The 13,273-nt window shown below is 34.4% G+C and carries 16 protein-coding genes; 2 read left to right on the top strand and 14 right to left on the bottom strand.

The window, feature by feature from the left end:
• From CSUIS19073_RS00730 to rpe, 14 genes are all read right to left on the bottom strand, one after another.
• The gene (locus tag CSUIS19073_RS00730; protein WP_086236657.1) at positions 1-624 is read right to left on the bottom strand and encodes a trimeric intracellular cation channel family protein; all 624 of its coding nucleotides are present in this window, start codon (positions 622-624) and stop codon (positions 1-3) included.
• A gap of 21 nt (positions 625-645) precedes the next feature.
• The gene (locus tag CSUIS19073_RS00725; protein ID WP_086236656.1) at positions 646-1,131 is read right to left on the bottom strand and encodes a flavodoxin domain-containing protein; all 486 of its coding nucleotides are present in this window, start codon (positions 1,129-1,131) and stop codon (positions 646-648) included.
• A gap of 122 nt (positions 1,132-1,253) precedes the next feature.
• Complete coding sequence (locus tag CSUIS19073_RS00720) at positions 1,254-1,808, bottom strand: 2-oxoacid:acceptor oxidoreductase family protein (RefSeq protein ID WP_086236655.1); 555 nt, start codon at positions 1,806-1,808, stop codon at positions 1,254-1,256.
• Positions 1,805-2,650 (bottom strand): 2-oxoglutarate ferredoxin oxidoreductase subunit beta, encoded by an 846-nt coding sequence (locus CSUIS19073_RS00715; protein WP_086236654.1) that lies wholly within the window; start codon positions 2,648-2,650, stop codon positions 1,805-1,807. Before CSUIS19073_RS00715 ends, CSUIS19073_RS00720 begins: the two co-directional genes overlap by 4 nt.
• Before the next feature lie 2 nt (positions 2,651-2,652).
• Positions 2,653-3,774: a 2-oxoglutarate synthase subunit alpha gene (locus tag CSUIS19073_RS00710; RefSeq protein WP_086236653.1), complete on the bottom strand. Its 1,122-nt coding sequence runs from the start codon at positions 3,772-3,774 to the stop codon at positions 2,653-2,655.
• 9 nt (positions 3,775-3,783) lie between these two features.
• The gene (locus CSUIS19073_RS00705) at positions 3,784-4,089 is read right to left on the bottom strand and encodes a 4Fe-4S dicluster domain-containing protein (protein ID WP_086242092.1); all 306 of its coding nucleotides are present in this window, start codon (positions 4,087-4,089) and stop codon (positions 3,784-3,786) included.
• Between the two features lie 191 nt (positions 4,090-4,280).
• Entirely contained in the window at positions 4,281-5,180 is a 900-nt protein-coding gene (locus tag CSUIS19073_RS00700; RefSeq protein ID WP_086242091.1) for a lactate/malate family dehydrogenase, read from the bottom strand.
• 3 nt (positions 5,181-5,183) lie between these two features.
• Positions 5,184-7,376 (bottom strand): NADP-dependent isocitrate dehydrogenase, encoded by a 2,193-nt coding sequence (locus CSUIS19073_RS00695; protein ID WP_086242090.1) that lies wholly within the window; start codon positions 7,374-7,376, stop codon positions 5,184-5,186.
• A 98-nt stretch (positions 7,377-7,474) separates the two neighbouring features.
• On the bottom strand, positions 7,475-7,960 hold the full coding sequence (locus CSUIS19073_RS00690; protein WP_086242089.1) for a SixA phosphatase family protein: 486 nt from the start codon (positions 7,958-7,960) through the stop codon (positions 7,475-7,477).
• Positions 7,957-8,745 (bottom strand): ferritin-like domain-containing protein, encoded by a 789-nt coding sequence (locus CSUIS19073_RS00685; protein WP_086236649.1) that lies wholly within the window; start codon positions 8,743-8,745, stop codon positions 7,957-7,959. Before CSUIS19073_RS00685 ends, CSUIS19073_RS00690 begins: the two co-directional genes overlap by 4 nt.
• Positions 8,742-9,275, bottom strand: coding sequence for a rhomboid family intramembrane serine protease (locus CSUIS19073_RS00680; RefSeq protein ID WP_442863270.1), 534 nt, complete (start codon positions 9,273-9,275; stop codon positions 8,742-8,744). Before CSUIS19073_RS00680 ends, CSUIS19073_RS00685 begins: the two co-directional genes overlap by 4 nt.
• A gap of 4 nt (positions 9,276-9,279) precedes the next feature.
• The gene (locus tag CSUIS19073_RS00675; protein WP_086236648.1) at positions 9,280-9,921 is read right to left on the bottom strand and encodes a hypothetical protein; all 642 of its coding nucleotides are present in this window, start codon (positions 9,919-9,921) and stop codon (positions 9,280-9,282) included.
• A 1-nt stretch (position 9,922) separates the two neighbouring features.
• The gene (locus CSUIS19073_RS00670) at positions 9,923-10,726 is read right to left on the bottom strand and encodes a 3'-5' exonuclease (RefSeq protein WP_086236647.1); all 804 of its coding nucleotides are present in this window, start codon (positions 10,724-10,726) and stop codon (positions 9,923-9,925) included.
• 15 nt (positions 10,727-10,741) lie between these two features.
• Positions 10,742-11,383 carry a ribulose-phosphate 3-epimerase gene (gene rpe / locus CSUIS19073_RS00665; RefSeq protein ID WP_086236646.1) on the bottom strand — a complete coding sequence of 214 codons (642 nt, stop codon included), beginning with the start codon at positions 11,381-11,383 and terminating at the stop codon, positions 10,742-10,744.
• A 124-nt stretch (positions 11,384-11,507) separates the two neighbouring features.
• On the opposite strand from rpe, the gene rseP reads away from it, so the two are divergent.
• Together rseP and CSUIS19073_RS00655 are read left to right on the top strand one after the other, a co-directional pair.
• Entirely contained in the window at positions 11,508-12,614 is a 1,107-nt protein-coding gene (gene rseP / locus CSUIS19073_RS00660; RefSeq protein ID WP_086236645.1) for an RIP metalloprotease RseP, read from the top strand.
• The gene (locus CSUIS19073_RS00655) at positions 12,615-13,235 is read left to right on the top strand and encodes a YggS family pyridoxal phosphate-dependent enzyme (RefSeq protein ID WP_086242088.1); all 621 of its coding nucleotides are present in this window, start codon (positions 12,615-12,617) and stop codon (positions 13,233-13,235) included.
• Positions 13,236-13,273 lie beyond the last annotated feature (38 nt).

The following is a 13,273-nucleotide window of genomic DNA, read 5'->3' as shown; positions in this document are numbered from 1 at the left end:
TCAATCCTTATAGTGAATTTGCGGCAAATTCCAATTTCTATAATATGCTACAAGCCGCCATGCAACACCAAATATAAATAGAGCAAATATCCAATAAATGCTAGTTAGCTCAGCTAAATACATAAAATAGTATATCGCCCCAACCCCCATACTAATTGTGCCGTATAATCCAGTTTTTAAAAACCATGGAACCTCGTTTAATAGCATATCTCGTATAATCCCACCGCCAACACCATTAAAAAATGCCACCATAATTACACCAAAAATATTAAGACCAAACTCCAAAGATACAATAGCACCAACAATAGAAAAGCTTACTACATCTACAGCGTCAGTCATAATAAATATAAATTTTTTATCTAAATTATTTCTATCTTTTTTATGAAATTTCAGTAAAAAAGCTAAAATCATAACAGATAAAACTATACAAACAGGAATATAGTGAGTAAAAGAGTACGCAGGGCGACCGACTATAACATCACGGATTAGCCCTCCGCCAAGTGCTGTTAAAAATGCGGCTAAAAATACACCTAGCCAGTCACAACCCCTACGTATCCCAAATAAAAAGCCACTCAAAGATGCTGATGCGATACCGACATACTCTGCAAATAAAAAGGCTTCCATGGCTAATTTTAAGCTTTAAGATTAAAACTCAGATTTAATAGATTCAACCCACTTATCAGCTCTTTTTTGCCAATTTTCATCATTTTTATAATCAACTCCAAGACCTATAAATTTGCCATTGATAAATGATAGTGAGTTTTTAAACACATATCCATCAATATCAGTTGCACCCACAAGTTTAGCGCCACGAATTAATGGTAAAAACTCTACCAAGCCATCAAGAAATGTAGTAGGATGTTTGATAGTGCCACCAACCCCTACAAGGGCTAAAGTCTTACCACCAAAATCAGCCTCGCTAATTAAATCTAATTTAGCTTTGAAATCCTTTTGCAACTCTCCATGACCATGAGTAGATGCTGCAAAAATCAATCTATCATATTGATTTATAAATTCAAGCGTCAAATCCTTAGCGTCGATTATCTCGCTATCAAAATTTTTGCCTATATACTCTGCTACAGCTTTAGTATCTCCAGCATTTGAGCCATATACTATACCAATTTTTGCCATTGTGTTTCCTTTAAGGGTAAATTTAAAGGTTAGATTATATCAAAGCAAACTCTAAAATCTGCTTAATTAATTATTGTAATAGAATACCAAAGCCAATATTTAGGCTTTGGTTAAAAGAGTATTTACTGCATACATTTAGCAGCGTATGAGAGTCCTAAATCATAAGCTTTATTATTTGCCTCTTTGACCTTATCAGGAACTGAGCTTAGCATCTTATTTCTTACAATCTCTTCATCCATCACGCCTGTAAATTTAACAGCCACACCAAGAGCCACAACGCTTTGAGTAATTACATTACCCACTTCATCTTTAGCAATTGATATAATAGGAATTTCATATATTTTCCAGCGTTTTTTATCCTCTTCGCTAGGCTTAACTAAATTTGGCTCAATTACGATTATACCACCATCTTTAACCCCATCTTTAAAGGTATTATAGCTATTTTGAGCAGTTGCTAGCATAAAGCAAATTTCGCCTTCATTTGCATATGGATACTTAATCTCTTCATCGCTTAAAATAATATCAACCTTAGTTGGACCGCCACGAACTTGAGATGTGTATGTAGAAGCCTTAACGCCATATCCACCAGCTTCAATCTTGGCTGCTGAGAGTATCTCTCCAGCTAGGATAACACCTTGACCGCCAACCCCAACAAATCTTAACTCTGCTAAACTCATATTATCTCCTCAAAGTTGATTTTTGTCTTGTTTTGAGCTGCTTCTTTTACTTTGGCATATGCTTTACAATACTCCATATGAGTATCATCTTTAAATAGCACACCTGTAGGGAATTTACCCTTTTTCTCCTCATCACTTAATGATTCAAATTTAGCCTTAGGTAGAGTTCTTTCATCAATCCATTTTACCATTTGTGTGGCTTCACCCATTTTATTTTTTCTACCTAAATTTATATGGCAGTTAGAGAATATATCAAAGAAGCTATAGCCTTCGTGTTTAAAGCCCTCTATTAGCATTTTCTCAATTCTAGTTGGGTTAATGACAGTCTCACGACCCACAAATGTAGCTCCAGCGGCTGTTGCTAACTTCGCAGCATCAAAATTTGGGTCTATATTACCCCATTGTGCTGTAACAGTCCAAAATCCTTGTGGAGTTGTAGGGCTTGTTTGTGAATTTGTAAGACCATAAATAAAGTTATTAATCAAAATGTGATTAATATCTATATTTCTACGACATCCATGAATTGTGTGATTACCACCAATTGCCAAGCCATCGCCATCACCAGTTACTACTATTACATGTTTATCTGGATTTGCTAGTTTGATACCTGTAGCATATGCGATCGCACGGCCGTGAGTAGTATGGACAGTGTTGCAATTAACATAGCTTGAGAAGCGTCCGCTACATCCAATACCACTTACTACGCAGACATCATCCATATTCCATCCCATAGCATCTATAGCACGGATAACGCTTTTTAAAATTACACCATCACCACAACCCCAACACCAAAGTGTCGGCATTTTGCTTGTTCTTAAATAGTTATCATAATTAAAAGCCATAATTAAAACTCCTTGACTTTACTAATAATTTCGCTTGGGCTAATTGGTCTGCCGTTTGCTTTTAATAGTGTTTTAAAATCATCTCTTAAAGAGCATCTTTGTATCTCGCCTAGATATTGCCCCATATTTAGCTCAGTTACTAAGATATTTTTAAATTTAGCACAAATCTCTTTAATTTTTGCCTCTGGGCTTGGCCATAGTGTAATCGGTCTAAATATACCAGCTTTTATCCCTTCAGCTCTTAACTTATCAACTGCCTCTTTAGCTGCTAAGCTCACACTTCCATAGCAGATAATGCATATATCAGCATCTTCTAGCTTATACTCTTCAAATTTGATAACTTCATCTAGATGAGCGTGAATTTTATTAAACAATCTTTTAATATTATAATCTACTATTTTACCATCTTCAGTAGGGAAGCCTGTAGGGCCGTGATGAAGACCGGTAATATGATAGCGATAACCTTTAAAGAATGGATTTAGCGTAGCTGGCTCATCTTCTTTTGCTTCATATGGATTATAATCAGCTGGGTCACCTTTAAATTCGCGTCTAGGCTCAATTTTTATATCACTTAATTCTGGTATGCTAGCCTTGCCTTGCATATGACCGATTGTTTCATCAAGAAGTAAAAATACTGGAGTGCTAAATCTATTAGCTAGGTTAAATGCTCTTATTGTCTCAGTGTAAATTTCATCTAAATTGCCAGGTGCTACTGCAATAGAGCAAAAATCACCATGGCTTGGGCTTTTAGCTTGTAAAATATCACCTTGAGCCACACGAGTTGGAAGACCAGTTGATGGGCCACCACGCATTACATTTGCAATTACTAATGGAATTTCAGCTATAAATCCAAGGCCAATTTGCTCAGCTTTTAGTGAAATACCAGGCCCTGAGCTTGCTGTCATAGCTTTAGCCCCAGTCATACTAGCACCAAGTGCTACTGAAATACCAGCAATCTCATCTTCCATTTGAATGAAGTTGCCACCATTTTTTGGTAACGCTACGCTTAATTCATGCGCAATCTCACTTGATGGAGTAATAGGGTAACCACCAAAAAAATTACAGCCACACTCAATAGCTGCTTTTGCCGCTAAAGCATTTCCTGTTGTTATTAACTCTCTCATCTAATATCCTTAATTAACTTTCCTAAAATGATTTGCCTTAATAGCCGCAGCTCTCTCTTTAGCCTCAGGGCTAAGTTTAACAAATTTAAATCCTTTTTCAGCCACATAAATAGCAAAATCAGGGCAGTGAAGCTCACAATCCCTACAGCCAATGCACGATTCAGGGTGGCTGACTTCTATCATCATTCCTTGAATAGCGTGAATATCTTCTTTCATATTCAAAACACCAGCAGGGCAGTAACTTACACAAATATCGCAAGCCTTACACCTACTCTCATCTACCCAAACAGCTGTATTAAGCGGTTGTTCTATCATTACTATCTCCTATTAAATTTAAGTACAACTTAAATAAAATTCTAGCTACAATCGTAGCGACTAAACTGCTTGAAATCAAGCAAATAAACACCAAATTTTGCCAAATGCAAAATCAAATTTAAAAACTTTTGTGCTACTTTATCTTAAAAAAGTTAATAAAATAGATAAATAAAAAAACTAAAATAATAACTTTAGCTAAAGTTAAAATTAGCACTATTTATATTAAGATTATTAATATAAATTATAAATTCTTCTATGCTTTTATCCAAAATTTCTCTATCTTTTGATTTTAAATTTAACTCCAAAATCTCTTTTACTCCACTTCTATCAATAACCACTGGGCGACTAAATGCTATAAAATTAGAGTCTAAAACCGAACAGCTAAGCACCTTTGTACTACCATTTATCAATGCTTCGCATATATTTATCACTCCAGCTGCTGGAGCATAAAATGCAGATGTATTCATCAATTTTACGATCAATGCTCCGCCATTTATGGTTTGAGATTTAATCTCATTTAGCTCGCTATCACTTAAATTTTCATCGATTAATGGTATCATACTATCGCTATGCATACCTATTACAAGGGATTTTGAGCTACTCATATCTCTCTTTAGATGATTTTGCAAGGCAAATTTAAGTCTAGCACTATCTAACTCGCCAGCCATTCCTATAACCTTGCTTCTATCAAAGCCACTAGCCTTACAAGCTACATAAACCATTATATCAAGTGGATTTGTTACTACGATTATTATTGAATTTGGAGCAAATTTAGCAATTTTATTAGATGCTTTGGCTACTATATCAGCGTTAATTTTGACAAGTTCTGCTCTACTTTGTCCATCTTTTCTAGCCATTCCAGCAGTTATTATCACAATATCAAAATCGCTTAAAAGCTTGTAATCATCGCCACTAATTACGCTAATATTTACACCTAAGGCAATTGCCATTTGCGATAGATCAATCGCCTTGGCTTTAGCTAAATTTTGGTTAATATCAATAAGTGCGATCTCATCACACATCTGCTTAGAAATGAGAAGACTAGCAATGCTAGCTCCTACATTTCCAGCGCCTATTATTGCGATTTTCACAACTTATTTCTTAATAGCTTGGTTGTAAATTTGACTTGGACGCATTACGGCTGATACCTTAGCATCATCAAAGATATAGTATCCACCGACATCTACCCTATTTCCTTGAGAGCCATTTAGCTCATTTGTAATGGCAGATTTATTCTCATTTAAAGCTTGTGCGATAGCCGTAAATTTAGAAGATAACTCACTTTTAGCTAGTTCATCAGCCCAATATAGTGCTAAATAGAAATGGCTACCTCTATTATCATTTTCTCCCACATTTTTGCGTGGAGAGTTATCATTTTTTAAATAGCTCGCAATTGCTTTATCAAGCGTTTTAGCTAAGATGGCTGTTTCTTTTTTGCCACTTACATTAGCTAAATGCTCTAAACTTGCACCAAGGGCTAAAAATTCGCCCAAGCTATCCCAGCGAAGGTGATTTTCTTCTATTAATTGTTGAGCGATTTTAGGCGCACTACCACCAGCACCAGTCTCAAATAGACCGCCACCACTTAAAAGTGGGACTATTGATAGCATTTTTGCACTTGTTCCAAGCTCTAAAATTGGGAATAAATCAGTTAAATAATCCCTTAATACATTACCAGTTACGCTAATAGCATCTTTGCCAGTTCGTATTATAGAAATTGACTTTTTAATCGCTTCAGTTGGAGCTGCAATGCTAATATCTAGACCGCTTAAATCGTAGTTTTTAAGCTCTGAATTTACTATTTTGATCATACTAGCATCATGAGCTCTAGCGCTATCTAACCAGAAAATTGTAGCTGAGTGTGTCGCTTTTGCCCTATTAATCGCAAGTTTAATCCAATCTTTTATAGCTTCGCTTTTTGCTTGCATAGCTCTAAAAATATCGCCAGCTTCAACTTCAAATTCCATTTTATCGCCACTGCCACTACTAACTATGAATTTACCAGCTTCACTAGCGATAAATGTCTTATCGTGGCTACCATACTCTTCTGCTTTTTTAGCCATCAAGCCTACATTTGAAACGCTACCAATAGTAGCTGGATTTAATGCTCCATTTGCCTTTAAATCATCAATTGTAGCCTCATAAATAGTCGCATATGTGCGATCTGGAATAACTGCTAGGGTATCAGCTGTTTTGCCATCTTTATTCCACATTTTACCGCTATTTCTTATCATTGCAGGCATAGATGCATCGATAATAACATCACTTGGAACATGTAAATTTGTAATTCCTTTATCGCTATCTACCATTGCTAGATCAGGATTTTTATCTAAAATTTCATTATATTTTGCTATGATTTTATCTTTTATAGGTAGATTTTCTATCTTAGCAAATAGATCTTTTAAACCATTATTTGCCACTACTCCAGCTGTATTTAACTCACTACCAAATTCATCAAAAATTTCAGCGAAAAATACCTTTACAAAGTGACCAAACATAACTGGATCGCTTACTTTCATCATTGTAGCTTTTAGATGAACTGAGTATAATAAAGACTCTTTTTTAGCTTCTTCTATGGTTTTAGCAATGAATTTATCTAATTTTGCCGCACTCATAAATGTAGCACTAATCACATCTCCAGCAGCTGCTTTTATACCATCTTTTAGCACTTTTGTATTGCCATTTTTGTCTGTAAATTCGATCTTAAATTCGGTTGAATCTTTAACTATTACTGATTTTTCATTACCATAAAAATCGCCACTATCCATATACGCCACTCTTGTCTTAATGCTGCTATCCCAAGCGCCATTTTTATGTGGAAACTCTTTGGCGTAAGCTTTTACCGCACCAGCGCATCTTCTATCTGAGTTACCCTCTCTTAAAACTGGATTTACCGCACTTCCTAGAACTTTAGCATATCTTGCTTTTATATCAGCTTCTTTTTCATTTGATGGGTTTTCTGGATAGTTTGGCACATTAAAGCCCTTTGATTGAAGCTCAGCAATAGCCGCATTTAGCTGCGGGAGCGATGCTGAAATATTTGGAAGCTTTATAATATTTGCCGTTTTCTCTTTAGTCATTTCACCTAGAATTTCTAGATAGTTTGGAACTTTTTGATCATCTTTTAAATTTTCAGGGAAATTTGCCAAAATCCTACCAGCTAAAGATATATCCATAGTATCTATGGTAATACCGCCACGACTTAAAAACTCCTTAATAACCGGTAAAAGTGAAAATGTAGCCAAAGCTGGCGCCTCGTCTGTGTAAGTGTAGATTATATCTGCCATTTATGTCCTTTATTTAAAATTTTGTTTATTTTATCAAGTTTTAACTAAATTAAACCATTAAACTATAAATAATTTTTATAATTAATCTAAATTTAAGTTTATTCTATCTTTTTTGGGTAGTCAAAGAGCAAAACTCGCCCAACTCTAGCCCCTATCTCCTTAAATTCCTTCACATCAAACTCAATCCCAAAAACCCCACCAGTAGGAATATTGCCAATATGACTATCGCTTAAAATTTCGCAAATTTGAGTTAGAGTATCATTGTGTCCTATGATAAATACGCTATTTAAAGAATTATCAATCTGCCATATGAGTTTTAAATAATCTTGCGTATTAGCTTCGTATAGGGATTTTTCAAATTTTATTTTGCCATTGAAATTTATATTTTTTGCTATGATTTTAGCCGTTTTGGCTGTTCGTTTAGCTGGCGATGAGATTATAAGCTCTGGTAGTATCTTTTTGCTTTTTAATCTTCCAGCCATTAATTTTGCAGCCTTTTTGCCCTTAGAGTTAAGTGGCCTATCAAAGTCAGTAGCGGCGATTTTTTTAGCCTTTGCGTGGCGGATAAAATATATAATTTTCATACTCTCTCCTGAAATTTTTGAATTCTATCAAGCTCATCTTTGCTAAATCCTGCTAATAATCTATGCTCTATATCTAATGCTCTTTTGGCTTCAAATGCCCTTGGATAGCACTCTCGCACTATATCAATCCACGAATTTGGATCAACCCCATTAGCCACGCAAGCAAATTTAAACCACTTATCACCCTTGCTAACATGGCTAATCTCCTCTTGATGAATCACTCTTAATATATCCAAAATCCCATCTTTATCGCCATTTAAATTTAGCTTTTGCATCATAAATAGATTAGCATCAAGGCCATTTGCCTCCATATATCTAGGCAAAATCGCCATACGATTTATGAGTGAATCTTGGGTTTTTAATAAAGCGATAAATAGCCCATCATGGACGGCATAATCGCCATATTTTACACCTAAAATATCCATTTTTTGCACTATCATATTAAAGTGCCTTATCTCATCGTTTGCTACTTCTAGCCAATCATTATAATACTCCATAGGCAAATTTCTAAATCTATAGCACGAATCTAAGGCAATATCAATCGCACTATACTCAATATGAGCTATAGAGTGTAAAAACGCTTCATTTGTGCGGTTTTGCTTTATATCTTTCATGGATTTGACATTACAAAATTTAGCATAGCTAGGCTCTTTTAGTGGCAAAATATCGCTGTTGAAATTAATATCATCGCTTTGAAAATTCCTATAAATTTGATTGAATTTATCAAATTTTTGCTCCAAATTAGAGCAGTTCATACACTCCCAAATTTCATCAAAAAATCTCATCTAAATACCCTTAAAAATCCAGCCAAATACCCCACGCCAAATCCTATTAAATGTGCATACCAAGCCACACTAATCCCCGTTAAAAGCGGTGCAAAACTAACTAACAATATAACGATTATAAGCCCTTTGCGATTAAATTTATCAATACAAGCTAAAAATCCAAGTAGCACCGATATAGCCCCACTAGCACCGACTAAATTTACATTTTGTATAAATAGATAAAAAAGGCTTAAAAATCCAGTTATAATCCCGCCAAATATATATAAAATACCAAATTTAATCCACCCCAAATAGCTCTCTAGTAGCATTCCAAACTGATAAAGCACTATCATATTCATCAAAATATGCATAAAAGAGCCATGGATAAACATAGAAGTAATAATCTGCCAATAAGCCCCAGCAAAAAATAGCTCATTAAGCCCAAAAATTATCCCAAATTCATAAGGATTATAGACAAAATACTCTAAAAAATATACCACGCAATTTAACGCTATTATCGCTGCTGTAAATCGTAATTTCCCTGTATTAATCAAATTATTTCACCGCTATATCTTTGCTAATCTTACCAAAGCCAGAAAATCTATTTGAGACCAAACAGCTTGAGCTTTTACAATTTGCTATTATGTAGGCATTTACTTTATTGCCATCTACTTTATGAAAATCCTTATACTCTAAATTCATCACACTTAAAACATTTTTTCCTTTAAGATTGTGTAAAAATACTATTGTTCCATCATCTTTTATCTTTTTTACCACTCCGATATGAGTGATATTGTGACTCTTTTTGCCTCTTGTTGATTTTGTAGTATTATTAAAAAATATTAAATCGCCAGGACTAGCTAGGTGGTGATTAATCTGGTTTTTACTCTTATAAAGATTATAAATAGCTTGTGAGCGGCGACCATCTCTACTATAATACAAGCTTAAATCGCTTAGAGAGTATATATCATCATTTTTTACGCTTATAGTAGTGATTAAAGCGGAGCAATCTGCGGATTTTTTGCCTATATATTTGCTTAAATTTAGGGTGTATTCATACTCTTTCATATGATTTTGATATGCCTCTTGATTTCTTATATTAATATCTTGTATATTTTGGGTGCTTTGAGTATCTATGGATTTTATGCTACATCCACTAAAGATAATAGTAAAAGTTAAAAATATAAATAGTCTCATCTTAAACTTGCTTAGATAAATTTACTTGTTCTACTATATTTGGAATTCGCAAAACCTTTGCTGTTTTGCTAAATAGTATGAGATCTTCTACGCTTTGTATATGCCATGGTAATCTCTTTATACACTCTTTAAATATCTCACACGCAGCAATCGCATCATTTAAAGCTCTATGATGAGCATTATCTATACCTAAGATTTCCTTAAGCGTTCCTAATCCATATCTATTTGATTCTATCGTTCTTCTAGCTAGGTCAATGGTGCAAATTTTACGATTTAGTAGCATTCCAAATCCAAGCCTTGTAAGGCTAATGCTTATAAAATCATAATCAAATTTAACATTATGAGCTACAAATACAGAATCAGCTAAAAATAGCCTAAAGCTCTCAAGTGCATTTGCTAATCTTGGTGCGTTTATTAAATCAAATTGATAAATTCCAGTTAGTTCGCTAATATTTTGCGGAATTTCGCTAGCCCAAACTAGGGTTTCAAACCTACCAATCTCCTTACCACCTTGTATTTTAACCGCACCAATCTCGATGATTTGACCGCTATTTATCCCGCCACTTGTCTCTATATCAACGATACAAAAAACCTGCTCATTAAGATCTCTAAATCTAGTTGGCATAGCTATTTTACCATTATCTAAACGCTCTAGCTCAAGACCTAAAAGTCGCCAATCAGCTAAATTCCTTGGCTCTATAATATCAGTAAGCTCTTTTATCTCACCTGCTTTTTGCAAAAAATCATAATAATTTAGATTAGTTTTCGCTAATAAATTTATAAAATTATCTAATTTATCTTTCAAATTTACTCTTTATTACTAAATTTTTAACGCCCTAATCGCCCCAGCATAGTCATTACTACCAAAAATAAAGCTTCCAGCCACCGCAATATCCACGCCAGCATTATCTAAATCTGAGATATTTAGACCATTTACTCCACCATCAACTTCTATCATACATTTAGCATTTTTTGCCTCTATCAACTCTCTTAATTGCACAACTTTAGATAAAACTGAAGAGATAAATTTCTGTCCGCCAAATCCAGGATTTACACTCATTAAAAGCACCATATCAATCTCATTTATTATATACTCCAAAGAGCTTATTTGCGTGTGTGGATTTAGTACTATAGCTGGGCTTACACCGTGCTGACGGATATGATCAATTAGCCTTAATGGGTGCTTCTCTTCTTCTATATGAAAGCTGATAAATTTAGGCTTTAATGGCAAAAATAGATCCACAAAAAACGGCACATTCTCAACCATCAAATGAATATCAAGTGGCTTTGTAGATGCCTTAGCCACCGCATCTACAACGAGTGGACCAATTGTCAAATTCGGCACAAAATGCCCATCCATAACATCTATGTGTATTAAATCAGCCCCAGCCTCACAGACATCTTTTACCTCTTGGGCTAACTTACCAAAATCAGCTGATAAAATACTTGGGGCTACATACATTTTTCTACCTTAAAAATTTATTTAAACGCGTTATTTTACTCAAATTATAATAAAATTACCTTTATAATTGTGGGTTATTATATATTTTTTGTTATACTAACGCAATTTTTTATAAGGGTGGAATTTGAGAAGTTTAATATTTGTTTCAATGCTTTTAATAGCTAGTTTTTGGTATTGGGGATTGCACTTTGGAGTAACTATCTTAGCACTATCATTTCTTATATTTTTTCACGAGCTTGGGCACTTCTTGGCTGCTAAATATTTTAGAGTTTTTGTCAAGACATTTAGCATAGGATTTGGGGAGAAAATTTATAGCAAAAAATTTGGCGATACCACATACTGCCTAAGCGCCATTCCGCTTGGAGGATATGTCCAATTAAAAGGGCAAGATGATATAAATCCAAAGGATAAAAATTACGATAGTGATAGCTATAACACACTAAGCCCATTAAAAAGAATTATAATCTTATTTGCTGGGCCATTTTTTAATATATTATTAGCTTTTATCTTATATATAGCACTTGGATTTATCGGGGTTGAGAGATTAGCACCAGTTGTTGGCACTATATTGCCAAATTCAGCCGCACTAAGTGCTAATATAGAGACAAATGATAGAATTCTAGCTATGAATGGGGTTAAAATCAAGGAGTGGGATGAGATAAAAAAACATATATCAACAGAGCCTACAAATATACTTATCAAGCGTGGAGATAATAATATCAATATAACGCTAACTCCACAAATTGGCCAAAGTAAAAATATATTTGGCGAGACCATAAACACCCCACTAATTGGCATTACTCCAAGTGGAGAAACTACAACTATATATAATTCTGGCTTTAATAGCATTAAATTTGCATATGATGAGACAATTAAAGCATCAACGCTAATATATAAAGGGCTAGAAAAGTTAATAACAGGAGTAGTCCCAGTAAATCAGATGGGCGGGATTGTCGCTATGGCTGATATCACTACTAAGGCTAGTCAAATCAGCATATCTGTGCTTTTAATAATCGTTGCTTTAATATCAGTGAATTTGGGTATATTAAATTTACTTCCACTTCCAGTGCTTGATGGCGGCCATATAGTGTTTAATCTTTATGAGATGATATTTAAAAAAGCGGTAAATGAGCGTGTTTTTGTAACTCTTAGCTATGCTTCTATGGCGTTGCTCTTTACCTTAATGGCATTTACCATAATCAATGATATAGTTAGATTAGCAGGAGAGTAGATGAGTTTAGATACTATTTTAAAGCAGATTAATGGCAAGGCAAGATTAATTGCTGTAAGCAAAAATGTTACCCAAAATGAGGTAATAACACTATATAATCAAGGCGTTAGAGAATTTGGCGAAAATAGAGTCCAAGAGCTAAAAAGAAAAAGCGAAATTCTATCAAATTTGGATATTAAATGGCACTTTATAGGTCGCTTACAAAGTAATAAAATAAATCAACTCATATCACTTCACCCAGCTTTATGGCAAAGTTGCGATAGCTTAGAGATAGCACTTGAGGTGGATAAAAGGCTAAATTATAAGCTTGATACCCTACTTCAGATAAACTCTGCCAAAGAAGAAACCAAACAAGGCGTTGATCCTAAAAATGCTATAGAAATTTATAAAGAGATTAAAGATAGATGTAGGAATTTAAATTTAATCGGCGTGATGAGTATAGGTGCTAATAGCGATGATGAAAAAGAGATTAAACAGAGTTTTGAAATCACTAAAGAGATATTTGAAAAGCTAAAACCACAAGGAGCGATAATATGCTCAATGGGAATGAGTGGGGATTTTAATCTAGCTATAGAGTGTGGCTCAAATATGGTAAGACTTGGGACAATTTTATATAGCTAAAATATTTTTTATTTAAGGTCTGCTAGATGATTAGCACA

It is taken from the genome of Campylobacter sp. RM19073 (assembly GCF_024723495.1).
GTDB lineage: Bacteria > Campylobacterota > Campylobacteria > Campylobacterales > Campylobacteraceae > Campylobacter > Campylobacter porcelli.
Note: the sequence above shows the minus strand (reverse complement) of the source record. Positions and strands in the feature narration are given on the sequence as shown.